Origin of the sequence: Clostridioides sp. ZZV14-6154, assembly GCF_020657785.1 — a bacterium.
Classification (GTDB): domain Bacteria; phylum Bacillota; class Clostridia; order Peptostreptococcales; family Peptostreptococcaceae; genus Clostridioides.
In genome coordinates this window covers 129,773-155,902 of record NZ_JAGWCY010000003.1, presented here as the reverse complement: position 1 = coordinate 155,902, position 26,130 = coordinate 129,773, and the positions used below count along the sequence as shown (strand labels likewise).

The 26,130-nt window shown below is 28.3% G+C and carries 21 protein-coding genes and 1 riboswitch; of the genes, 18 read left to right on the top strand and 3 right to left on the bottom strand.

Annotated features, from left to right (window positions below):
- The first annotated feature begins 223 nt into the window (after window positions 1-223).
- The 5 genes from KGF45_RS09970 to KGF45_RS09950 all read left to right on the top strand — a co-directional run bounded on the left by KGF45_RS09970 (window position 224) and on the right by KGF45_RS09950 (window position 5,436).
- A complete protein-coding gene (locus tag KGF45_RS09970) occupies window positions 224-1,264 on the top strand; it encodes an SEC-C domain-containing protein (RefSeq protein ID WP_227828291.1) in 1,041 nt (346 codons plus the stop codon).
- A gap of 80 nt (window positions 1,265-1,344) precedes the next feature.
- Window positions 1,345-1,710 (top strand): hypothetical protein, encoded by a 366-nt coding sequence (locus KGF45_RS09965; RefSeq protein ID WP_227828292.1) that lies wholly within the window; start codon window positions 1,345-1,347, stop codon window positions 1,708-1,710.
- Between the two features lie 4 nt (window positions 1,711-1,714).
- Window positions 1,715-2,032 carry a hypothetical protein gene (locus KGF45_RS09960; protein ID WP_227842446.1) on the top strand — a complete coding sequence of 106 codons (318 nt, stop codon included), beginning with the start codon at window positions 1,715-1,717 and terminating at the stop codon, window positions 2,030-2,032.
- Window positions 2,033-2,079: 47 nt separating this feature from the next.
- Entirely contained in the window at window positions 2,080-3,684 is a 1,605-nt protein-coding gene (locus tag KGF45_RS09955; protein ID WP_227842443.1) for an FAD-dependent protein, read from the top strand.
- A gap of 123 nt (window positions 3,685-3,807) precedes the next feature.
- On the top strand, window positions 3,808-5,436 hold the full coding sequence (locus KGF45_RS09950) for a Na/Pi cotransporter family protein (protein WP_227842441.1): 1,629 nt from the start codon (window positions 3,808-3,810) through the stop codon (window positions 5,434-5,436).
- Between the two features lie 181 nt (window positions 5,437-5,617).
- Here the strand turns inward: KGF45_RS09950 and KGF45_RS09945 are convergent, their stop codons facing one another.
- The gene (locus tag KGF45_RS09945; RefSeq protein WP_227840312.1) at window positions 5,618-6,454 is read right to left on the bottom strand and encodes an alpha/beta fold hydrolase; all 837 of its coding nucleotides are present in this window, start codon (window positions 6,452-6,454) and stop codon (window positions 5,618-5,620) included.
- 453 nt (window positions 6,455-6,907) lie between these two features.
- Between KGF45_RS09945 and KGF45_RS09940 the strand changes: the two genes are divergently transcribed.
- The 5 genes from KGF45_RS09940 (at window position 6,908) to proC (ending at window position 14,228) form a co-directional block, all read left to right on the top strand.
- The gene (locus KGF45_RS09940; protein WP_227828297.1) at window positions 6,908-8,257 is read left to right on the top strand and encodes a glucose-6-phosphate isomerase; all 1,350 of its coding nucleotides are present in this window, start codon (window positions 6,908-6,910) and stop codon (window positions 8,255-8,257) included.
- A 153-nt stretch (window positions 8,258-8,410) separates the two neighbouring features.
- Window positions 8,411-9,490: a serine protease HtrA gene (gene htrA, locus KGF45_RS09935; RefSeq protein ID WP_227828298.1), complete on the top strand. Its 1,080-nt coding sequence runs from the start codon at window positions 8,411-8,413 to the stop codon at window positions 9,488-9,490.
- A gap of 346 nt (window positions 9,491-9,836) precedes the next feature.
- Complete coding sequence (locus KGF45_RS09930) at window positions 9,837-10,745, top strand: trans-4-hydroxy-L-proline dehydratase activase (RefSeq protein ID WP_227842439.1); 909 nt, start codon at window positions 9,837-9,839, stop codon at window positions 10,743-10,745.
- A gap of 4 nt (window positions 10,746-10,749) precedes the next feature.
- Window positions 10,750-13,119: a trans-4-hydroxy-L-proline dehydratase gene (hypD, locus tag KGF45_RS09925; RefSeq protein ID WP_227828300.1), complete on the top strand. Its 2,370-nt coding sequence runs from the start codon at window positions 10,750-10,752 to the stop codon at window positions 13,117-13,119.
- A 305-nt stretch (window positions 13,120-13,424) separates the two neighbouring features.
- On the top strand, window positions 13,425-14,228 hold the full coding sequence (gene proC / locus KGF45_RS09920) for a pyrroline-5-carboxylate reductase (protein WP_227828301.1): 804 nt from the start codon (window positions 13,425-13,427) through the stop codon (window positions 14,226-14,228).
- A gap of 252 nt (window positions 14,229-14,480) precedes the next feature.
- Here proC and feoB read toward each other — a convergent pair whose 3' ends face one another.
- On the bottom strand, window positions 14,481-16,427 hold the full coding sequence (gene feoB / locus KGF45_RS09915) for a ferrous iron transport protein B (protein WP_227842437.1): 1,947 nt from the start codon (window positions 16,425-16,427) through the stop codon (window positions 14,481-14,483).
- Window positions 16,428-16,444: 17 nt separating this feature from the next.
- The gene (locus KGF45_RS09910) at window positions 16,445-16,663 is read right to left on the bottom strand and encodes a FeoA family protein (protein WP_227433680.1); all 219 of its coding nucleotides are present in this window, start codon (window positions 16,661-16,663) and stop codon (window positions 16,445-16,447) included.
- A gap of 206 nt (window positions 16,664-16,869) precedes the next feature.
- Here KGF45_RS09910 and KGF45_RS09905 point away from each other — a divergent pair, with 206 nt between their 5' ends.
- The 8 genes from KGF45_RS09905 to KGF45_RS09870 all read left to right on the top strand — a co-directional run bounded on the left by KGF45_RS09905 (window position 16,870) and on the right by KGF45_RS09870 (window position 25,820).
- On the top strand, window positions 16,870-17,379 hold the full coding sequence (locus KGF45_RS09905; protein ID WP_227828303.1) for a Gx transporter family protein: 510 nt from the start codon (window positions 16,870-16,872) through the stop codon (window positions 17,377-17,379).
- Window positions 17,380-17,456: 77 nt separating this feature from the next.
- Window positions 17,457-17,618, top strand: coding sequence for an aspartyl-phosphate phosphatase Spo0E family protein (locus KGF45_RS09900; RefSeq protein WP_021386276.1), 162 nt, complete (start codon window positions 17,457-17,459; stop codon window positions 17,616-17,618).
- 181 nt (window positions 17,619-17,799) lie between these two features.
- A complete protein-coding gene (locus KGF45_RS09895; RefSeq protein WP_227828304.1) occupies window positions 17,800-18,465 on the top strand; it encodes an MgtC/SapB family protein in 666 nt (221 codons plus the stop codon).
- Window positions 18,466-18,531: 66 nt separating this feature from the next.
- Complete coding sequence (gene pepF, locus KGF45_RS09890) at window positions 18,532-20,316, top strand: oligoendopeptidase F (protein WP_227828305.1); 1,785 nt, start codon at window positions 18,532-18,534, stop codon at window positions 20,314-20,316.
- A gap of 256 nt (window positions 20,317-20,572) precedes the next feature.
- Window positions 20,573-21,406 carry a phosphate ABC transporter substrate-binding protein gene (locus tag KGF45_RS09885; protein ID WP_227828306.1) on the top strand — a complete coding sequence of 278 codons (834 nt, stop codon included), beginning with the start codon at window positions 20,573-20,575 and terminating at the stop codon, window positions 21,404-21,406.
- Between the two features lie 253 nt (window positions 21,407-21,659).
- A riboswitch (cyclic di-GMP riboswitch) is annotated at window positions 21,660-21,743 on the top strand.
- A 575-nt stretch (window positions 21,744-22,318) separates the two neighbouring features.
- Window positions 22,319-22,996, top strand: a complete 678-nt coding sequence (locus tag KGF45_RS09880) for a response regulator transcription factor (protein ID WP_227828307.1) — start codon at window positions 22,319-22,321, stop codon at window positions 22,994-22,996.
- A 78-nt stretch (window positions 22,997-23,074) separates the two neighbouring features.
- Window positions 23,075-25,090 carry a sensor histidine kinase gene (locus KGF45_RS09875; protein ID WP_227828308.1) on the top strand — a complete coding sequence of 672 codons (2,016 nt, stop codon included), beginning with the start codon at window positions 23,075-23,077 and terminating at the stop codon, window positions 25,088-25,090.
- 49 nt (window positions 25,091-25,139) lie between these two features.
- Window positions 25,140-25,820 carry a response regulator transcription factor gene (locus KGF45_RS09870; RefSeq protein ID WP_227433687.1) on the top strand — a complete coding sequence of 227 codons (681 nt, stop codon included), beginning with the start codon at window positions 25,140-25,142 and terminating at the stop codon, window positions 25,818-25,820.
- Window positions 25,821-26,130 lie beyond the last annotated feature (310 nt).

Here is a 26,130-nt window from a genome sequence, read left to right as displayed (position 1 = left end):
TTATCAATTCATAAAACTTTATAGAAGAATTAGTTTTACGATAATCCATTTCTGTAAGAGGGATTGTTAGTGATTTTATCGAAATCCTAATTAAAGTGAATATATTGTACCAAAATATAAGTAAATTTGAGATAATATTTGCTTATACTATAGATTGATTGATAAAAAAATGGTATAATAACAAATTGTACTTTAATTTAATAATAAGGGAGTGGAAGTCATATTGTTAGGGAGAAATGAGCTATGCCCTTGTGGAAGTGGCAAAAAATACAAGAAATGTTGTTTAAATAAAGATATTGTTTCAGAAAGAGCAAGCAGAAAAACTGAACTTTCACAAAAGCAATATACAGATTTATATTCAAAATTATATGATTATTCAAGACATGATAGATTCAAAGATGAATGTGAAAAAGCTAAAGAAATGTTTTATATAATGCAAAATGATAATGTAAATGAAAAGTTTGAAAGATTTTTTAATACGTATTTAATACAAGACCACATAATGGAAAATAAAAAGGTCATGACGGTTGGATTTCTTGAAGAGAATGGTGCAAGCCTAAGTCAATCAGAAATCGCAATATTAAAAAGTTTATTTGAATCCTATGTAAGCATTTACGAAGTAAAAGAAATTTCTACAGGAAAAATAGTTTTAAGAGATTGTTTAAGTGGGAAAGAACTTTACACAGAAGATGTAAAACTTCTAAGAAGCTTTAAAATCGGAAGCTGTATGATAGCTAGAATAATTGATGTTGAAGGAACTAATATATTAATAGATGTAACTATAAGTATATCAAATGAAGTTAAAGATATAATTTTAAATGATGTTATGAATTTATTCAATCAATATGAAGACTTATATAAAGATATGAAGACGTTCTTAATTTATCATACACATGTATTATATAAATATATACAACAGCTTTTAGACCCAAGTATAGCTGAATATTTAAAAAGAGAAAGAGATATGAATAATAATAAAAAAGTTAATTCAGAAGGTGAATTAGCTGAAGTAGAATGTAAGGTTTTAGATACTCTTAAAGAAAATGTGGAAAAAGAAAATATAGATGCATGTATAGAGTTCTGGAATGAATATAAGAAAAGTCATGAAAATATAAAAGGAGCTGAAAGTGGTTGGGCAGCTGCGGTCGAATACTATGTTAAGAAAGAAGCAGGACAAGCTATAACTCAAGTACAAATATCAAAAAAATATGATATAAGCTCTAGTACATTAGGAAAAAGATACAAAGATTTAAAAATATCTTAATTAATTATAAAAAGCTTTAAGTCATAGATAAAGAATCTATAGTATAATATATGTATAATGTGTAGAAAGAGGTATTAATAATGAGTCTTAGTTTAGGAAATGCAATTGCTGTATCAACAAACTTTATAAAATCTAACCCAGCAGTACCTGTATACGACGGAGAAGAAATATATGCAGTTATTTATCATATAGAAATAGGATATAATAATGGTGTATCACCTGATACTAAACAATATATAATAATAGACTATAAAGAGTTCGATTTACCTATGGATAGAAAAAATGAACTAATAGAAGTTGCTAAAGAGTACTGCAAATCTAAAGATATTGTAGAAAATGAAAATCTTGAAATAAATCTTTTGGATAATGAAGAAGCAGAAAACTTCTTAGAAAAAGTATTTAATAACATGAAAGTTATAAGAGGTCTTATAACTAAAAGAGGATAAGTTAATGGAGTTTATTGGGATAGAAAATATAACACCATATGAAAACATATATGAATTTAGTATATATAAATACGATGATGAAATCACTTTAGGTAGTGAAGAGTTATATATATGTGAATTAAGGGTTATATTAATTAAAGTGAATTCTTTATACGTTGAAAGATTGAATAAATCGGTTGAAGCGATGGTTTTAGTGAAAAATCTAAAAAAGGGTTTGGATAAAGAACTTATTGTAGACAAAATAAAGAAATTTGTGCTAGACGAAATTTGGGTAGAAAATCTAGTAAAAGAGAATATAGAAGTTATATTTGTAGAAAGCTAGGAGTAACCCTAGCTTTTTTATATTACAATCTAAGAGAGGAAAACAATATGTTAAGGGTATCTAATATAAAACTTGGAATCGATAAAGATATATCTTTATTAAAAGATATTGTACTTAAGAAGTTAAGAATAAAAGAAAAAAATTTAATAAAATACAGTATATATAAAGAATCTATAGACGCTAGAAAAAAAGGAAAGATGGAATTTGTTTATTCTGTAGATGTAGAAGTTAGAGATGAAAGTAAAATACTAAGCTCAAAAATAAAAGATGTAACAAAGATAAAAGATGTAAAATATGTAAATGTAGCTATGGGTCATAAAAAATTAAATAATAGACCTTTAGTAATTGGAAGTGGACCAGCTGGCTTATTTGCAGGGCTTATTTTGGCTCAAATGGGTTATGAACCAATTCTACTTGAAAGAGGTCTTGATGTTGATAGTAGAACTAAGGATATAAGTGATTTTTGGACAACTAGAAAGTTTAAAAATAATTCAAATGTTCAATTTGGAGAAGGTGGAGCAGGAACTTTTTCAGATGGGAAACTCACAACTAGAATAAAAGATATACGATGTAGAAAAGTGCTAGAAGAATTAGTTCAGTTTGGAGCACCAGATGAAATATTATATTCACATAAGCCACATGTTGGTACAGATATATTAAAAAGTGTAGTTAAAAATATAAGAAATGAAATAATAAATCTAGGTGGACAAGTTAAATTTGATTCAAAAGTGACAGATATAGTTGTATTAAATAATTCTATACAATCTGTAATTGTAAATGATAGCGAAAAAATAGATACAGATGCAGTTATATTAGCTGTTGGGCATAGTGCAAGAGATACTTATGAGATGTTGCATTCAAGAGGTGTAAAAATAATTCAGAAACCATTTGCAATAGGAGCTAGAATTGAACATCCTCAAGACCTGATAAATAAAGCACAGTATAAGGAATTTTATAATCATCCTCGATTAGGAGCTGCTGATTATAGACTTATAGAGCATGTCTCAAATGGAAGAACAGCATATACTTTTTGTATGTGCCCAGGAGGCAGTGTCATAGCATCTGCATCAAATGATTTTGAAATAGTTACAAATGGAATGAGTGAACATGCAAGAGATAAAATAAATGCTAATAGCGCATTTCTAGTAAATGTACTTCCTGAAGATTTTGATAGTGATAATCCACTAGCAGGGGTTCATTTTCAGCAAAAATATGAGAAATTAGCTTTTGAATTAGGTGGTAAAAATTACAATGCTCCAGTTCAACTTGTTGGAGATTTTATTAATAATAAGACTTCTGAAAATTTAGGAAGTGTTGAACCATCATATAAACCTGGATATAAGCTTACAAATTTGAATGAATGTTTGCCTAGTTTTGTGATAGAAACTATGAGAGAAGCATTTATCTCTCTTGATAAAAAATTAAATGGATTTGCAATGCATGATGCAGTTTTAACTGGTGTAGAAACTAGGTCATCATCACCAATAAGAATAGTAAGAGATGAAAACAGTTTGGAATCAATAAGTGTTAAAAATTTATATCCTTGTGGTGAAGGTGCTGGATATGCAGGTGGAATAGTCACAGCGGCAGTCGATGGTATAAAATGTTCAGAAAAAATAATACAAAAATATGCTAATAGCACAAAAATTTAACATAAATTTAATGATTTTTTAATATTTAACATGAATTTAACATTACTACTCCTATAATTTGATAAAATACAATAGGTTATAAAATTTTTAAATATAGTAATCTCTTTACAAGGAGGAAATAATTTGAACATTATAATAAGTCTAATGGGTGGATTAGGGCTGTTCTTATATGGTATGAACCTTATGGGAGAAGGTCTACAAAAATCTGCTGGGACAAAATTAAAAAAGATAATAAAATTACTTACTAGTAATCTATTTATGGGAGTTTTAGTAGGTACAGGAGTTACAGCAGTAATACAAAGTTCAAGTGCTACTACTGTAATGGTTGTTGGTTTTGTAAATGCAGGAATAATGACTTTAAAACAAGCAATAGGGGTTATAATGGGTGCTAATATAGGTACTACTGTTACAGCCCAATTAGTATCTTTTGATTTAACTGGAATGGCTCCAGTAGCATTAGGTATAGGTATTATACTTTATTTATTTGGAAATAAACCTAGAATAAAAAATATAGCTGAAATACTTATAGGTTTTGGGATATTATTTACAGGTATGGATTTTATGAAAATGGCAGTTGAGCCATTAAAAGACTATCAAGGATTCACTGATTTACTTGTTACATTTGGTAATTATCCACTACTTGGACTATTATTAGGGTTTGGTATTACAGCAATAATACAGAGTTCAAGTGCATCTATGGGTATGTTGGTTGCATTAGCAGCAGAAGGTTTAATCCCATTGGCAGCAGCATTACCAATTCTTTATGGTCAAAATATTGGTACATGTGTAACTTCATTGTTATCAAGTATTGGTGCTAATAAAAATGCACGAAGAGCAGCTATGATGCATTTAATCTTCAATGTTTTGGGAACAGTAATATTCTTAGTGTTGTTGAATAAACCAATTGTAAATTTAGTTACAAGTTGGGACCCAAGTAATGTTGCAAGACAAATAGCTAATACACACACATTGTTTAATATTATATCTGTCTTAATACTTCTACCATTTACAAAGATTATCATAAAACTAGCAATTAAGCTTGTTCCTGATAAAGCTGGTGACGCAGATGAAGATGAAGCTAAGACTATTAAATATATAGATGATAGAATGATAGAAACTCCTTCTATAGCTCTTGCTAATACGATAAAAGAAGCACTTCGTATGGGAGAAAAAGCTAAGGAAAGTTTAAATGCATCTATGGAAGCGTTAGTAGAACATTCAACTGAAAAAATAGATAAGACATACAGACGTGAAAAACTAATAAATGATTTACAAAAAGCTATTTTAAATTATTTGCTTAAGCTTTCAAAAGCACCTTTAGATGATCATTCCAGAGAAGTTGTGGACACCTTATTTAATACAGTTAATGATATAGAAAGAATTGGTGACCATGCTAAAAATATAGCTGAATTATCTCAAGTTGCAATAGATTCAAATGTTTCTTTCTCTAAAGAAGGACAATCTGAACTTGATATTATGTACAATAAAGTCGTTTCATCATATACTTATGCCTTAGAATCAATGAGAACTGATAATGTAGACTTGGCTTATAAAGTTATAAAAATTGAAGAGCAAGTTGATATAATGGAGAAATCTTGTAGAGCTAATCATATGTATAGATTGAATAATAACTTATGTAGTATAGAGAATGGTGTTATCTATTTAGATGTAATAAGTAATCTAGAGAGAATTTCTGACCATGCTGTCAACATAGCACAACAAGTTATAGCTAAAAGGTTAGGAAAGGATTAAAAATAATATCTTAAAATGATGTAAGAATTAAAATAAAGAATAAACAAAAAATAAACTCTAGATGATAGTTTAGAGTTTATTTTTTTATTGATTAATTACTGAAAATCCAATCATCTTTATTGTATAACTTTTTATTGTTTACCATATTTTAATCAACCTAAGTAAATAGGATTCTAGTTTTCTAAACTAAATACTTTGAAAGAAATTTCTCTGATATTTCAGCAATTTCTTTATATACAAATTTATATAGATTATGTGGATAATCAAATAATTCATATTGAGCAATTTTAATATTATTTAAATATTGTAAAGGATGGTTTATCCAACTCTGTTTTTCTATCCCAGTTCCTTCTCCATTTGATATAAAGAAAAGCATTGGAATCTGTAAATATGGATTGTCCCTTTCTATTAGAGCAATCGTATTTCTTAAATTTTTGGCTTCACTAATCCAATTTTGATTGGCAAGATTATGATATAACACGTTTTCAAGCTCTTTCTTTTCTATTAATGGAATACAATGTTCTTCTACTAATTGCTCTATTAAAGCGTTGGTTGTTACTTTTCTGAGGTGTTCATCATTTGATAGCTCTATTAGTTTATTTGTAGCATCATCTATGTTAAAGTCTCTATTATAGCATTCTGGTGTTGCGGGATCAATACCAATAATACCAGCAATTTCAGAAGGATTTTGCTGTCCCCAACGGAGAGCCTCTAAAAATCCCACACTATGTGCTACTAGTACAATAGGTGTTTTTATTCCTAACTCTTGTAGTATGCATCTGTACTCATGAACAACAACATTTATATTTCGGTTATTCTCAGATAAATCACTATGTCCATAGCCCAGTTTTTCGATTCCAATCACTCGATAGGTTTTTGCTAACGTTTTTGCTAAAGACATATATTCAAAATTTGGGAAAGGTATGCCTGAACCTGATAAAAGCACTAAAGTAATGGAACCTTGACCATATGAATATATAAAATTCTTCTTACCATTTATTTCAATAAATTTTTTCATGAGAACTGTACCTCCAACTTAAGTTTATTTACATTTACCTATTGAGTATGTATAAAGCATATTTCAATCAGTTTAAACAAAACATTATTTTTTGTCAATCCTTACTGTAGTGTATTTTAATTCTTTATGAAATCCAGATAGGTATTTGAAGATATAACATCTAAAAATCATTTAAAGAATATGTTGTAATAGATGACAAATACCTTATCCATCCAGTATTTGGGAGTCATGTGCATCTAAAAGGAAGTTTGAAAGTGAGATAAAACCTATATTTGGTATAATTTTATTTAATTAAAATTTTATAATTGGCAAATAGTTGTAATATTTAGAAGAATCGATTTCCTAATAATGCTTGAGGATATATGTATTATTTTGTGGCAAACTTTTTAAAAAAACACCTAGATTTTGTGTTATAATCTCTGTAAAACGCATATGCTGAAAAGAGGGATTTAAATGGGAAAAATAAATTTTGATTATAGTAAAGCTACGGAATTTTTTTGCCAAAAAGAAATAGATGTCATGCAGCCGTATGTAGATGTGGCACATGATATGTTACATAATAAAACTGGTTTAGGAAATACTTTTTTAGGATGGATAGACCTTCCTAAAAATTATGATAAGGAAGAGTTTGCTAGAATAAAAAAATCTGCTGAAAAGATAAAGTCTGACTCAGAGGTTCTTTTAGTAATCGGTATAGGAGGCTCTTATTTGGGTTCAAGAGCTGCTATAGACATGGTAAGTCATTCTTTTAGAAATGGGCTTAAAAAAGAGCAAAGAAATGCTCCTGAAGTATATTTTGTAGGTCATAATATAAGTTCAACATATATTATGGATTTACTAGATGTAATTGAAGGTAAAGATGTTTCTGTAAATGTAATATCTAAATCAGGTACTACTACAGAGCCAGCTCTTGCTTTTAGAATATTTAAAAATTATCTAGAAAAAAAATATGGAAAAGAAGAAGCTAGAAAGAGAATATATGCAACAACAGATTCAAGTAAAGGTGCACTTAGACAATTAGCTACAGAAGAAGGGTATGAGACTTTTGTAATACCAGATGATGTAGGTGGTCGTTTTTCTGTATTGACAGCTGTTGGATTACTTCCTATTGCAGCTGCAGGACTTGATATTGATGCCATGATGAATGGTGCAAATGATGCTCGTGAAGCATTTCAAAATTCTGACTTAAAAAATAATGACAGTTATAAATATGCTGTAGCTAGAACAATTTTACATAGAAAAGGAAAAGATGTAGAGTTATTGGTTAACTATGAACCTCAACTACATTATGTGAGTGAGTGGTGGAAACAACTTTATGGAGAAAGTGAAGGAAAAGAAAATAAAGGCTTATTCCCTGCTTCTGTAGATTTTTCAACAGATTTACATTCTATGGGACAATATATTCAAGATGGAAAAAGACTTTTATTTGAAACAGTACTTAATGTTGAAAGTTCTAAGAGAAATATAACTATAAATTCAGAAGAAGTAGATTTAGATGGTTTAAATTATTTAGCAGGCAAAACTGTAGATTTTGTAAATCACAAAGCTTTTGAAGGGACTTTATTAGCACATACTGATGGAAAAGTGCCTAACTTAGTAATAAATATACCTCAATTAGATGAGTATAATTTTGGATACTTAGTGTATTTCTTTGAAAAAGCTTGTGGAATAAGTGGATATTTACTAGGAGTTAATCCATTTGACCAACCAGGAGTAGAAGCATACAAGAAAAATATGTTTGCTTTGCTAGGAAAACCAGGTTATGAAAAGGAAAAAGAAGAATTAGAAAAAAGACTTAAATAATTTTAGATAGTTAAGGTTTAATTAAGATTAGAATAATATAATGAAATCATCGAAAGAGAGTTTACTCAAAATAGATGATTTCATTTTTTTATGGAAAATTGGGAAAAATATATTTTGATAATTTATATTATATTAGATAGGGAGTGGTGTGAGATGTCAAGAAGAAAGAAAGGTATAAGTTTAGTAATATTAGTCGCTATAATAAGTTCAATACTTAGTAGTTTACTAACAATAATTTTAGTTAAAGATAATTTAGGAAGTAAATCTACAGGAAGTTCTACACCTATAGTTGTAAATGATGATGGAAAGAGCCAAAATATTTATCAAGCAGTTGCAGAAAAGGCAACACCATCTGTTGTAGGTATTACGACAACTAGTGTCGATACTAGTAATATGTTTGCAATACCAACTGAAACACAAGGAGTAGGAACTGGGATTATAGTAGATTCAAATGGATATATACTTACTAATTCTCATGTTATATCAGATGGTCAAGCAACTAGTGTTAATGTTTTATTTAATGATGGTTCAACAACATCAGGTAAAGTGGTATGGTTTGACCAACAACTTGATTTGGCTATAGTTAAAGTTGATAAAACTGGATTAACACCAGCTGAATTTGCAGATAGTGATAAAGTAAAGGTTGGAGATATATCAATAGCAATAGGTAACCCACTTGGACTAGACTTCCAAAAGACAGTTACTCAAGGGATAATAAGTGGATTAGATAGAACTATACAAACAGAAAAAACTAATATGACAGGGTTATTACAAACTGATGCAAGTATAAATGCAGGAAATAGTGGAGGGCCATTGTTAAATCAAAAAGGTCAAGTAATCGGTATAAATACAGCAAAAGCTTCTCAAGCAGAAGGGTTAGGATTTGCGATACCAATCAATACAGCTAAAAGCATAGTTGAAGAAGTAATAAAAACTGGAAAATATGAAAAAGTAACTTTAGGTATAAAAGGAACAGATGTATCAAATTATGAAGCAGCTACAGGTACAAAATTAAGTACTGACAAAGGAGTATATGTTGCAGAAGTGATATCTGGTTCATCAGCAGAAAAAGCAGGAGTAAAAGTAGGGGATATTATAACTAAAGTAGGAGATGCAGATATAACTGGTATGAATGACCTTAATAAAAAGTTATATACTTTCTCAAAAGGTGCTAGCACAAAACTTACATTAAATAGAGGCGGAAAAGCAGTAACAATAAATGTAAAATTCTAAATGTGACTAGAGAAACAGAGACTACATGGTAAAGTGTAGTCTCTATTTTTATTTAATTTTTATAGTATATATATCTAAATTAATTAAAATAACATATTGTTTATAGACATTATCTATATTTACTTATAAAAATAAAATTAATAAATATTTAAATTTAATTTATAAAATCAATATAAATATCATAATAAAATAAAAATTTTTAATATTACTAAAAAAATATAGACAAAATAATAACAAATATAGTATTATGTAATTGTAGAAATGCTTTTCATAGAAATGACCTATGAAGATGAATTACATAAAGATGAAAAAAATGAAATGGATATTCTTTAGGGGTGAAAAAATTATGAATCCATTAGTTATAAATTTACAAAAATGTAGTATACATGATGGTCCAGGGATAAGAAGTACAGTTTTTTTTAAAGGATGCCCACTTGAATGTGTTTGGTGTCATAATCCAGAAAGTCAAACATATACAAAACAAGTTTTGTATAATGAAGAGAGATGTTCAAGATGTGAAGCATGTATAAATATATGTCCTCACAAAGCAATTTACAAAGGTGAAGCGAAAATATGTCTAGACCAAGATAAATGTAAGTTTTGTGAAACTTGTTTAGATTATTGTATAAACAATGCTAGAGAAATAGTTGGTCAAGAGTATTCTGTTAAAGAACTGGTTAAAGAGATAGAAAAAGATAGAATTTTCTATGAAGAATCAGGTGGAGGAGTAACTTTATCAGGTGGAGAAGTAATGGCTCAAGACATGGATTTTATTTGTGGAGTAATAAACATGTGTAAATCAAAGGGAATTCATGTAGCAATTGATACTTGTGGATATGCAAAGTCAGAAAATTATGAAAGAGTTGCTAAATATGCAGATTTGTTCTTATACGATATTAAACTTATTGATGAGGAAAAACATATAAAATTTACAGGAAAATCAAATGATTTAATACTTAAAAATGTTAAACTTTTGAGTGAATCAGGAGCTAATATAAATATAAGAATACCATTAATTGTAGGAGTAAATGTAGATGATGAAAATTTAGAGGTTAAAAAAATGATAGAATTTTTAAAGCCTTTGAATATAAAAAATGTAAGTCTTCTTCCATATCATAATATTGGTAAACATAAGTATGATAAAATTTATAAAAAATATGAAGGAGAAGAGTTACAAAGACCTACTGAAGAAAAATTAGAAGAAATAAAAAGGCTGTTTGAAGCAAGTAATTTCAATACTAAGATTGGGGGGTAATAAAATGTCAAGAGGAACTTTTGAAAGAACTAAAAAATTAAGAGAAGAAAGTGTTAATGCAGAACCACACATATCTATTGAAAGAGCAGTACTTATGACAGAAGCTTATAAAAAATATGAAGGAAGTGTAGAAATTCCTGTACTTCGTGCTTTATCATTTAAACATTACATTGAAAATAGAACTCTTAGTATAAATGATGGAGAATTAATAGTAGGCGAAAAAGGAGATTCACCTAATGGAGCACCAACATATCCAGAAATTTGTTGTCATACAATGGAAGATTTAGAAGTAATGCATAATAGAGACATAATAAATTTTAGTGTGTCTGAAGAATCTAGAAAAATACATCAAGAGGAAATAATACCTTTCTGGAAAAAGAGACAAACAAGAGATAAGATAATAAATGCTATGACACCTGAATGGTTAGCAGCATACGAAGCAGGTATGTTTACAGAGTTTATGGAACAAAGAGCTCCAGGACACACAGTTTGTGGAGATACAATATATAAAAAAGGATTTTTAGATTTAAAGAAAGATATAGAAGTAAGACTAAAAGAATTAGATTTCCTTAATGACTTAGATGCATACAACAAAAAAGCTGATTTAGAAGCTATGGCAATCGCTTGTGATGCAATGGTTATATTAGGAAAGAGATATGCTGAAAAGGCAAGAAAAATGGCAGAAGAAGAAACTGATGAAGCTAAGAAAAAAGACCTATTGTTAATTGCTGAAACTTGTGATGTTGTACCAGCTCATAAGCCAGAAACTTATCATCAAGCTATACAAATGTACTGGTTTGTTCATATAGGGGTTACTACTGAGCTTAATATATGGGATGCATTTACTCCAGGAAGACTAGACCAACATTTAAATCCTTTCTATGAAAGAGATGTAGAAAATGGAATATTAGATAGAGAAAAAGCACAAGAATTACTTGAATGTTTATGGGTTAAATTTAACAATCAACCAGCACCACCAAAAGTTGGTATAACATTAAAAGAGAGTAGCACATATACAGACTTTGCAAACATAAATACTGGTGGAATAAATCCAGATGGTCAAGATGGTGTTAATGAAGTTAGTTATATAATACTTGATGTTATGGATGAAATGAAATTAATACAACCTAGTTCAAATGTTCAAATAAGTAAAAAGACTCCTCAAAAATTCTTAAAGAGAGCGTGTGAAATATCAAGAAAAGGATGGGGTCAACCAGCATTTTATAATACTGAAGCAATAGTTCAAGAGCTTATGGAAGCTGGTAAAACTATAGAAGATGCAAGACTTGGAGGAACTAGTGGTTGTGTTGAAACTGGATGTTTTGGTAAGGAAGCATATGTTTTAACTGGATATATGAACATTCCAAAAATACTTGAATTAACATTAAATAACGGTTATGACCCAATTGCTAAAAAGCAAATAGGTATTAAAACTGGAGACCCTAGAGATTTTAAATCTTATGAAGAATTATTTGATGCATTTAAAAAGCAGTTACATTATATGATTGATATAAAAATACAAGGAAATGCTGTAATAGAAAATATATGCGCAAAACATATGCCTTGTCCACTTATGTCTACAATAGTTGATGATTGTATAGCAAAAGGCAAAGACTATCAAAGAGGCGGAGCAAGATATAATACTAGATATATACAAGGTGTTGGTATAGGAACTATAACAGATAGTTTAACAGCAATAAAATATAATGTATTTGACAAGAAAAAATTTGATATGGATACATTACTTAAGGCACTTGATTCTAATTTTGAAGGATATGAAGCTATACTTAACATAGTTGCAAATAAAACTCCTAAGTATGGAAATGATGATGATTATGCTGATGGAATAATGGAAGAAATATTTAATGCATATTACAATGAAGTAACTGGTAGACCAACTGTTTGTGGTGGAGAATATAGAGTAGATATGTTGCCAACTACTTGCCATGTATACTTTGGAGAAATTATGGGAGCAAGTGCAAATGGTAGACTTTGTGCAAAACCAGTTTCAGAAGGAATCTCTCCAGAAAAAGGTGGAGATACTAATGGACCTACAGCAGTTATAAAATCTTGTGCTAAGATGGACCACATAAAAACTGGTGGAACATTGTTAAATCAAAGATTTGCGCCATCAGTAGTGCAAGGTGAAAAAGGATTAGACAATATGGCTAATCTGGTAAGAGCATACTTTAATATGGATGGACATCATATACAATTCAATGTATTTGATAAAAATGTATTATTGGAGGCTCAAAAGAATCCTCAAGATTACAAAGACTTAATAGTTAGAGTTGCAGGATATAGTGACCATTTCAATAATTTAAGTAGAACATTACAAGATGAGATAATAGGTAGAACTGAGCAAACATTCTAGGATTGTTTGTAAAGGAAACTTCTTACTATATAAAAATGTAGCTGGTATAATGGTATATATATTACTAGATAACATTTTAAAAAATTTTAGATTAATTCTGAGCTAACTTTCTGGATGGGAAGTTAGCTCGTTGAGTTTAATGAAAAAATCGTTAAATTTATATTTAATAAACTATATAAAGAAGTAATTTATAATAATCATAATAAAATTATATTTTATAATAACTAAGATAATTTTAAGCAGTTAAAATATTGTAAATTTAGCTACTTTAAAATAAAAACTAATAGAAAAAGAGGAGATTTGATATGAAAACTTTAGGATTTATTGGTTCAGGAAATATGGGAAGTGCAATGATAGGTGGTATAGTAAAATCAGGATTAGTAAAAGCAGAAGATATAACTGTATCAGACTTAAGTCAAGTTGCTTTAGATAAAGTAAAAGAACAATTTGGAATAAATACTACAACTGATTCAAAGGTAGCTGTTGCAAATTCAGATGTAGTGATAGTAGCACTTAAGCCTAATATATGTGAAAAAGCTTTAGCTCCACTTAAAGAATTAATAGATGCAAGTAAAATAATAGTATCAATAGCAGCAGGAAAAACTATAGAAACTCTTGAAAGCATTATAGGTTCAGATAAAAAGATAGTAAGAGTAATGCCAAATACTCCAGCACTTGTTGGAGAAGGTATGTCAGCTCTTTGTAAAAATGCAAATGTAACTGATGAAGAATTGAATATGATTAAAGCTCTATTTGAATCATTTGGAGAAGCAGAAATAGTAGCAGAATATTTAATGGATACGGTTACAGGTATTAGCGGTTCTTCTCCTGCATATGTATTTATGTTTATAGAAGCTATTGCAGACGCAGCAGTACTAGCTGGTATGCCAAGACAGCAAGCTTATAAATTTGCATCTCAAGCCGTTATGGGCTCTGCTAAGATGGTTCTTGAAACTGGAAAACATCCAGGTGAATTAAAAGATATGGTTTGTTCTCCAGCAGGAACTACTATAGAAGCAGTTAGAGTGTTAGAAGAAGAAGGATTTAGATCAGCAGTTATAAAATCTATTGTTGCTTGTGTAGATAAATCTAAAGATATGAGCAAATAATTGATTTTAGATATATACGTTTTTTCGCATTAGCTTGAAGCAATAGAAATTTGCCTAGACGAAAATGAAAATGTTAGTCTAAATTAGCTAGAAGAATACAGCTTTTTTATAAATTTTATAACTTTAAAATAAAAACGGTATAGCACTTAATTATGCTATACCGTTAATTATTCCAAAAAATTTTCTTATGAATCTATCCTTTAGAAGATAGTACCATAATTTATTTACTTTTAAATATAAGATATCTATATATTAATGTATACTACTTTTTTTGTTATCATCTTCATCTATTGAGCAAGAATTAGAACCTGGACATCCAGAGCAACCAGAACATCCACTACAGCTACTTCCATTTTTTGTAGATTTAAATTTATTAAATAAAATTAAAAATGCAAGAACTATGATTATTCCACCAACTAAAGCTTCCATTACTGAATTTCCCATAAATAGTACTCCACCAATGATTTTAACTATAAAAGCCATTATCCATGCTAATATAAATTGATATGCAAATGATGTAAACATCATCTTATTGCCATATTCTTTTTTCATAGTTGCAAGAGCAGCTATACATGGAGTATATAGAGCTGTAAATATTAAGAATGTATATGCAGTAACGCCATTAAATATTGTTGGTAATACAACAGTCAAATTACCATATAGTATATTCAAAGAGTTTACCACGATTTCTTTTGCTCCAAGACCACTTAAGATAGCAACTGAAGTTCTCCAGTCATCAAAACCAAGAGGTTTAAATATAGGAGATATAATATGCCCTATAGTAGCTAAAAAGCTTACATTTATATCTTCTGTAAATCCAAATACATTAAATGAAGAAAGTCCCCAAATAACAACTGACATTGCAAACATTACAGTAACAACTCTTATTAAAAATCCTTTTGATTTATTCCAAGTATTTTTAATAAGTGCATCTATAGTAGGTATTCTATATTCTGGTAACTCTAATATAAATGGTTCAGATTCTGTCTTAAAAGCTGTTTTATTTAAAAGTAGTGCAACCACAATTGCCATAACTATACCAACTAAGTATAATGATGTAGTTACTAAAGCAGCATTGTGTGGGAAAAATATAGCTACAAATAATGCATATATAGGTAGCTTTGCTCCACAAGTCATAAGTGGTGCAATAAGAGCTGTAACTCTTCTGTCTTTTTCACTTTCTAGTGTTCTAGTTGCCATTATAGCAGGAGAAGAACATCCCATACCCATAACTATAGGTATAAAAGCTTTACCAGATAGACCAACCTTTCTCATAACCTTATCCATCAAAAATGCTGTTCTTGACATATACCCACTATCTTCAAATAGAGATATACCAAAGAATAATGTAAATATTAAAGGGAAGAATGGTAAAGTACCACCAACACCTCCAATTATACCATCAACAATAAGTGATTTAAACCATGGACTAGAGTTAGCTAACATATCACTAACAGGTGTAGAGATATAAGCCTCTATAAGGCCTGCAAAGCCTTCTTGAAGTGGACCTCCAACCCAATCAAAGGTGAACTTAAATAAAAGAAACAATACACCAATAAATATAGGATAGGCTAATATAGGATTTAAAACTATATTGTCTATTTTATCACTGATAGATTTTTTGTGTGTATATGTAGTCTTTGTACATCTTGATAAGATAGATTCCAACTTCTTATATGTTTCTGTTTCACTTCCAAAGTCTGTTCGATATTTAAATGATTTTTTAGTAGCATCTTTAATTTCTGCTTCTATTTTTTCTACGCCATCTTTCTTTTTTGCGATGATTGGAACAACGATTACTCCAAGTTCTTCACTTAATTTTTTATCGTCTATATTAACACCTTTAGATTCTGCAATATCTAACATGTTAAGCAGTATAACTATAGGTTTATTAAATTGCATAAGTTGAGTTGTTAAGTAGAGATTTCTAGATAAGTTAGAAGCATCTACTACATTTACTATTACATCAACATCTTCATTTTCTAAATATGACTTAGAAACCTTTTCTTCATTTGAGAAAGTATCCATTGCATATATACCAGGTAAATCTACAACCTTTATTTCTTTCCCAATAAATCCTTCTTTTTTTTCAATAGTAACACCAGGCCAGTTACCAACATACTGATTTGATCCTGTAAGCAGGTTAAAAACAGTAGTCTTACCAACATTCGGGTTTCCTAATAATGCTACATTAATCACGGGTAGCTCCTCCTCTATTATTGTAAAGAAATATTTTTAGCATCAGATTTTCTAATAGCTAGGTCAAATCCTCTAAATCTAATTATAATTGGGTCTCCAAATGGGGCAACCTTTTTAACTTCTATTTCAGTACTATTTATACATCCAAGTGCAAGTAATCTTTTAGATAATTTAATATCTCCATCTATATTATTAATAAGTCCTTTTTCTCCTATTTTCAAATCGTAAACAGTCATTATTAACACCTCCTAATGAAATTCATTATCATTAAAATTGTAACAAGTATGATACAAAAAGTCAAGGATTATAGGGGGAATTACAAGTTCAAATTACTGATATTTATTTTAAATATATTATAGAATATTTTAGTCTAAATTAGGTGTTTTTATATATTTTGTATTATAATGTAATATGATATATAAAATTTGGAGGAGTTAACTTAATGAAAACTAGAAAAATGACATTTTTAGGTCTTATGATAGGATACAGTCTAGCCTTATATGTGTTAGAGACATATATACCAAATCCTCTTATAGTTATATTTCCAGGAGCAAAATTGGGTTTGAGTAATATTATAACTTTAATTTCATTAATGTTGTTAGGTGTCAGAGATACTGTTATAATTGTTACTATCAGGGTAATTTTGTCATCAATATTTGCAGGTCCTCTATCTTATCTTTTATTTAGCATAGGAGGAGCTTATTTGAGCCTTTTATTTATGTATTTAGCAAGTAAAATAAAGGGATTATCAATGATAGGAATAAGTATTTTAGGGGCAATAGGGCATAATATAGGTCAATTAATAGTTGCAAGTTTAATAATAGAAAATATACTTGCTATAGGATACTTGCCATTTATGTTAATGGCATCATTAGTAACGGGTATGTTTGTAGGATTAGTATCTAGGTATACAGTACCCAAATTAAAGCATTTTTATAGTAAGTTTTATTGACATAATATTGACAAAATATAATATTGTTTGATAAAATGTATATAAAAATATACAAATTTGTAATAGTGGTGATTATTATGGCGAACAATGAATTAGAAACGTTAAAAAATGAAATTGAAGCAGTTAGGGAAGAGATAAATACATACATAGAATATCCAGAAATATTTCAAGAAGAGCTCGTAGAATCAAGTAAGAAAATAGATATATTAATAAATAAATACATGTACTTAAGCAAATAGCCCACGGTTGTGGGTTTTTTTGTATTAAAAATTAACAGATATTACTATTTCTCATATCTTAATAATAATATTAAGATATAAGATATTATCTCTGATATAGAAATTATCTGTATGATATGATGTGTGATGTGGAAGTTATTTATATGATATAAATTATAATTGGGTCGGGAGGTTTTATATTATGGGCGATATAGGAACTAAGGAGATAGCAATAAGATTATTATTAGCATTAGTTATAGGAGGCATAATAGGGCTAGAGAGAGAAAAGATAAGGCAGTTTGCAGGATTTAGAACACATATATTAATAGCAATAGGTTCTTGTATTACTTCAATAACTTCAATCCAGTTATTGTCTGACTATAGTTTATATACAAATGCTGACCCAGCAAGAATGCCTGCTCAAGTACTGTCAGGAATTGGTTTTTTAGGTGCAGGAGCAATTCTAAAGAACAAAGGTGGAGTGAAGGGGCTTACTACAGCCGCAGGTATGTGGGCAACTGCATGTATTGGTATAGCAGTTGGTTATGGTTATTATGAGCTAGCAATTTTGGGATGGTTGTTTGTAATGATAGCATTATTTGTGCTTAGGATACTAAATACGTTTCTATTTAGCCAAGAAAAAAATGTATTGATATTAAAAATAAATAATTTAGATTCAATACCTTTTTTATATGATAAATTTGAAAAAAATCAACTTATTGTAAGGAATATGGAAATAGAATGTCGTAGCGAAGAATATTGGAAAGTTAACTTTTTTATATCTTATGATAAGAGAATACACTTACATGATGTTATGAAAGAAATAAATATGATAGAAGGAGTAATAAATGTAGATTATTTGGACTAAAATATATACAATATATTTTGTAAAGCAAATAAAATATAAAAATGAATTAAAATAGAGGTGTATAATATGGGAACTGATAGAAGTACAATAGAAGAAAAATACAAATGGAAAATAGATAAGATGTACTCTACTAAAGAAGACATTGAAAAAGACATAAGTAAAGTAAAAAATCTTATTCAAGAAGTAAAAGAATACAAAGGTAAACTTTCTGAGAGTAAAGAAAATTTATACAAAGTATTAAGTATCTCTGAAAATGCATCTAGAATCATCCAAAATCTATATGTATATACTCACATGAAACAACATGAAGATACTAGAATCAATGATAATCAAGGAAGAGCCACTAAGACAGAAATGCTATCAATTGATTTAGGAGTGGCTACTTCTTATATAGTTCCAGAAATACTGTCTATAGAAGAAGACAGATTAAATGAATATTTAAAGGATGAGAAGTTATCATTTTATACCAAATATATAAAAGATATATTGAGAGATAAACCTCATACTTTGAGTGAAAGAGAAGAGGAAATACTTGCAGCTACATCTGAATTATCAACAGTTCCAGAAAGTGTATATGATATGTTAGCATATGCAGATATGGAATTTCCTGAGATAGAAGATGAAAAAGGTAATAAGGTTAAACTTTCTCATTCAAACTATTCTTTATTTATAAAAAGTAAAAATGGAAGAGTTAGGAAAGAAGCCTTTGAAGGAGAATTTTCTACTTATGGAAAATATAAAAACACATTTGCTTCAACACTTTATGGTGGAATAAAGTCAGAGATATTTTATGCAAAAACTAGAAAATATAATTCAGCAATAGAAGCATCTCTATTTTCAGATGATGTAAGCTTAGATGTTTATAATAACCTTATATCAGCAATAGATGAAAGTCTTCCTATTTTGAATAAGTATGTTGAACTTAAAAAGAAGTTCTTAGGATTAAATGAAATACACATGTATGACTTATATGTTCCTCTAACTGATAAATTTGATATGGATATACCTTATGAGAAAGCGCAGAGTATTATATTAGAAGCACTTAATCCTCTAGGCGAAGAATACTTAAAAGTTATAAAAAATGCATTTGAAGAAGGTTGGATTGATGTATATGATAATGAAGGTAAAAAAGGAGGAGCTTACTCTTGGGGAAGCTATGATTCGCATCCTTATATACTAATGAGTTATAAAAATGACCTTAATTCTCTATTTACATTAATTCATGAATTAGGTCACTCTGTTCATAGCCATTATTCGAGAACAAGTCAGCCATTTTTATATTCAGATTATAAAATATTTGTTGCAGAAGTTGCATCTACATTAAATGAATTACTTCTTATAAATTATTTATTAGAAAATTCCAAGTCTAAAGATGAAACTATATATCTATTAAATTATTATTTAGAGCAATTTAGGACTACAGTTCATAGACAAACTATGTTTGCTGAATTTGAAAAAATTGTACATGAAAGAGTAGAAAGTGGAGAGCCTCTTACTGCTGATGAATTTACTGATATATACTATAAATTAAATGAGAAGTATTATGGAAAATCTGCAATAGTAGATGAGCAAATAGGGATAGAGTGGGCAAGAATTCCACATTTTTATTCAAATTTCTATGTGTATAAGTATGCTACAGGATTTTCTGCTGCAAGTGCGTTAAGTCAACAGATACTTTCGGAAGATAGTACTGCTGTAGATAGATATATAAACTTCTTAAAAAGTGGAGGGTCAGAGTATCCTTTAGAACAATTGAAATCTGCTGGTGTAGACATGACGAAAAAACAATCTATAGAAGAAGCTTTAAATGTGTTTGCCAGTTTAGTTAATAAACTAGAAAAAGAATTATAAAATATGATAAATTAATAGATTAGATAAAAAAATATGAGAATATTATACGATGTATTATACTAGTATTGATTGAAGATTACTTAAAAAAATTAATCTAATTTTAAATATACTATATAAAATTAAATCTTTACATGCATTTAACAATATTTACATTTACTTAACCTCGCTCTAATATTCACTTAACAAAAAATATGTATTATTAAAATATAGCAAATATGAAAACAAAAAAATTAAAATATAAGCGGGGGTAAGTAAAATGTTCAAAAAGAAAATAGGAGTTCTTTTAGCTAGTACAATATTGGTTGGAGTCTTAGCAGTGGGATGTGGTTCTGACTCTGGAGGTTCAGGAGACTCAAGTAAAGTTTCTGTTTCAGGTTCAACTTCAATAGGTCCTCTTATGGAAACTATCGGAGAGAAGTTTCAGGAAAAAAATCAAGGTGTTAGTGTAGAAGTACAACAAATTGGTTCTTCTGGAGGTATAAAAAATGCAATAGAAGGAACATCTGAAATAGGTATGAGTTCAAGAGATTTAAAGGATGAAGAAAAAAGTGCTGGATTAAAGGAAACTAAGATAGCAATAGATGGGATAGCATTAATAACTAATAAGGACAACCCAGTAAAAAATCTTACAATGGACCAAATAAAAGGTATATACACAGGAAAGATAACTAACTGGAAAGAAGTTAACGGAAATGATGCACCAATAGTAATAGTATCAAGAGAAGAAGGTTCAGGAACTAGAGATGGATTCCAAGAAATTGTAGGATTCAAGTCAGAAGAATTAACTAAAGATGCACAAATAAGTGATGGTTCAGGAAATATAAAAACTACAGTTGAAGGAAATAAAAATGCTATAGGATATATATCATTTGGATATGTTGATGAGAAAGTAAATAGTTTAAAAGTAAATGATGTTGATGCAACTGATGCTAATGTAATAGCTAATAAATATCCAATATCAAGACCATTTATATTAGTTAATAAAGAAGATAACTTATCAGAAAAAGGTAAAGCTTTGATAGATTATATATTGAGTGATGAAGGACAAGCACTTGTCTCAGAAAAAGGATTCATTAAAGTTAATCAATAAGATAAAGTTAATCATTAAGATAAAAATTTAACATAAAAAATATATGATACCCTGCAAAGTGAGCTTATAAAAATGCTACTATAACTTGCAGGGTATTGTCTATTATTGATGATAGAAATATAAACATTTTTAAGTAAAAAATATATACAGTTAGTACATTATATTTAAAAAATATGTAAATATTGACAAGATAATATTACAATGTTAGAATAGAAAGGAAATTTATCAGGACAATTTAAACACGTTTAATGAAAATATTTTAGAAACTGAGAAGTATACCTTATTATTGGGCATCTAGAGGTATATGGAGTTAGTGGTGCAACCGGCTATGAATATAATTTTATATTGCATAGCTTTTTTTGTTTTAAATTTAACATAATTGATATAAAATTTGAAAATGATAAGTATTAATAACTTTACTTATATGTATAAATGGCTATATTTAGCCAAAGTAGCCCTTTGTTGGAAAAGGGATATTTTTAAAAAAATATAATGCAATTATAATGAAATGATAAAAACTTTATAATTAATTAAAATACATAATATAATTTTTTTATAACAATATATTTACTAAAATAATACAATTTATTTTATATTATAACCATATAAACCGTATAAATCAATACTCAAGCTGGCTAATGGACAAGTTTCTATAAATATCTTATCTTGATGATATATAATGACTTTAAGTTCCATTTTCCAACAATCGGAGACTTTGATTAGTATTTAATAATGAATGCTTAATATTTAAGACAATGTTCAAGAATTATTCAAAAATACTTAAGTTTTATAGTCTAGTTTGTAAAGATATTATAAAATAATAATATTAGTTAGATAAAAGGTAAAACATTATAATTTGTAATACTTATAACTTTAGATTATGATTAAAATATTTTTGAATGGAGTGGTGTAATGTATAACTTATTGGTTGTAGATGATGATATTGATATTTTAAACATAAATCAAATTTACTTTTCTAACATAGGTTTTAATGTATACACAGCAGAGACTGCCAAAAGTGCAATGAAGATAGTAGACAATATAGTTTTAGACTGTATAATACTAGATATTGCATTACCAGATTTAGATGGATATAAAATATGTAATGCTATAAAAGAAAAGGTTAACATACCTATAATATTTTTATCTAATTATGAACATGAAGAGGAAAGAGTTCAAGGTTTTTTATCTGGAGGAGACGATTACATAACAAAACCGTATAGCTTAAAAGAACTTGAACTTAGAATCTATGCTCGAATGAGGCAATATAAAAACATTACATCAGTTCCTAATGTATTAAAGTTTTCATCTTTAGTAATAAATGTAAATTCAAGAAAAGTAACATTTGATGAAAAGAGTATTGACTTAACCACCATGGAGTTTGAAATACTATTATTTTTAGCTGAAAATAAAGAACAAGTATTTTCAAAAATAGAGATATATAATCAAGTTTGGAAAATGCCTGATGTTGGAGACCAACATACTGTACAAGTTCATATTGCACAGATGAGGAAAAAAATTAATTCTTTAAGCAGAGAGCATCAATATATTCAAACCGTATGGGGAAAAGGATATAAGTTTGTACCATAAGCAAGATAATGTAAGCAATAAATAATTCTTGTTTTATCATTTAATATTACTACAAAAGAAAGAGATGTGGTTAATGCAATGAAAAAGTCTAATGTATTAAAAGGAACTCTCATTGTATTGATAGTCTCTCTGTTGGCAATAACAGGATTAAATTTTCTGTATAAATATGATAATAAATATACATATAAGTCTATTAGAGCGAGTGATGGAATTTTAACTATAGATGAGGATACCTTTTCTAAAAATAAACTTGTTTTTTTAATAGATGATTGGGAATTTTACAACCATAAGATATTTAAGCCAAAAGATTTTATAGAGAAACACATAAAACCAGAATACATTTTTATAGGACAATATCCAGATTTTTCTATGAGAAAAGAAAAACAGTCGCCATATGGAAATGCAACTTATCGCATGAGGATAAAAAATGAAGGTAAAGACAAAGTACTAAGCCTAGAACTTCCAGAAATTTTTTGTTCAAGTGAAGTTTGGATAAATGGTGAGATGGTCTCTAAATTGGGAGATATAGGTACAGAAAGATATAGACCTAAAATTAAAAATACAGTAGTAAGTTTTGTTGCAAAGAAAGATACAGAAATTATAATCAATGTGTCCAATTTCTCACATTATTATAGCGGTTTGTATTATCCACCTGCATTAGGAAAAACAAAAGATGTAAGTAATATGATATTTTATAGATTACTTTTTTATAGTATCATTTGTTTTACAACTATTGCAATAGCTATATTTTCTCTAGCTGTTTGGGCACTTTCAAAACAAAGCAAGCTATATTTATACTTTGGATGTATGTGTATTTTTTTTGCTATACATGTGTCATACCCTTTTATACATTTAATGGGGTTTCCTTTAGTGAATTTTACATATGCAGTTGAAGATTCATCATATTTTATAGCAGTTTTATGTATTATTTGTATAAATGGAAACATATCCAAAATTGAGAGAAATAAAGTATATAGATTTTTAATTTTACCATTAGGAATTACTATGTGTATCATATCCATTGTGATACCAGTTATTCTTCTTCCATATGATATATACTTTGTTAATATCTATGGAAAATTAATGGACATATATAAATACGTTGTATTTATTTATATATTGATGTCTTCAATAGTTTCAATTTATAAAAAAACATACTCTGAGCAATTAAGCTCCTATATTTTAGTTTCAGCAGACATAGTGTTTGGTGTCAGTATATTATTTGATGTAGTGACTAGTAATAGGTTTGAACCTATATTTACAGGATGGCAAACAGAATACTGTGGGTTTTTAATAGTTATTTTATTTTCTATTATGATGATAAATAGAAATAGAATAATAATAAAAGAAAATGAAAAACTCACACAAAATCTTGAGCATGAAGTTGAAGTAAGAACTAATGAACTTACAACACTATTAAATGAACGTAAAAAATTCTTGGCAGACGTAGCACATGATTTAAAGGCACCTGTTTCAGCTATACAGGCATTTATAGATTTAATAAAGGTTGGGAATATTCATGTAGATGAAGAGACAAAAACCTATCTTTATGCCATAAACCAAAAATCAAATGAAGTGCAAAATAGAGTACGTAGTTTACAAGAATTTACATCACAAGACAAAAAAATTGGCCTTAGTGAAAAAATATGCCTAAATGACTTTATTAAGGAGGTATATGAAAATAATTTACCAGATACACAAGCATGTGGTGTAAATTTTGAAGTTTATATATTAGATAAAAAAATATATGCAAAAGTAAATAAAGAAAGATTGGCTAGAGCATTTGAAAATTTAATTTACAATGCTTTAAGCTTTACTCCATTTGATGGGAAAATAATTTTGTCAGTGAATAAAGAAGATGGATTTGCAATTATTAAAATTTCTGATAATGGCAAAGGGATACCAGCAGAAAATATACCAAAGATATTTGACCGATTCTTTACAGAAAGGGACAATAGTACTTCAAAAGGCCAAGGTTTAGGATTATATATTGTTAAATCCATTATAAGAGAACATGATGGAGAGATTTTTGTAGATTCAGAGTTGGGAAAAGGAACTGTTTTTACAATAAAATTAAGTTTATGTTTTTTATAATAAATGGTTATTTAATATAAAAGAATAATGATATTTAGGAGTGATTATAATGCAAACTAAGATATTAATAATAGATGGAGACAAGAATAATTGCCAGGAATTAAAAAATTTCTTGGAGCAAAAAGGAATAAATGTAGATTTGGCGTATAACTGTGAAGAAGCTATTGGAAAAATATTTAGCAATAAATACGATTTGATATTTTTAGAAATAATCTTAACTGATGGTGATGGATGGACTTTATGCAAAAAGATTAGAAATGTAACTACGTGCCCGATTGTTTATATGACTTATATAAATGAAGACCAAAGTATTTTAAATGCTTTAAATTCTGGTGGTGATGATTATTTAATTAAACCTTTAAATTTAGAAATACTATATGCAAAGGTAAAAGCAATTTTAAGAAGAGTAAATTCATACATAAATAACAATGAAAGTAATACAAGATTAGAAGAATACAATAGAACAAGTGGAGTAATAAAATTAGAAGATAAAATAATAAAATTAACTCCAACAGAAAATAAGTTGTTGAACTATTTTATAGAGAATCCGGAAAAGACCTTAACTACTAAAGAGATATATGAACATGTATGGTTAAATGATTATCTAGAGGATAATTATAGTGTAGTAGTTGCAGTAAATGGACTGAGAAAGAAAATAGAGAAAGATTACAAAAATCCTCAAAAAATCATAACAATAAGAGGAGCAGGATATTACTTTAATAAGGAATAATAAATATATAGATTATAAAAGGTTAAATCTAGTTAACAAATCTTAATAGCAGATATAAATAATAAATTACGTGTAGTACGTATTATTACTTATATCTGCTATTTTATTGTCGTCAAATATAGTTAAATTGTAAAGTAAATGTCAAATATAGTCCAAAAAGTAAAATTAATGTTAAAAAAGTGAATATAATTTTACACTTGTTTAACTTAAACCTAATATAGATTTAACTTAAAAAAAGTAGAATAAAAATATAGAAAATTTAATAATGACGAACTTATAAAAATTTAAATTTTAAATACAGAACGAAAAT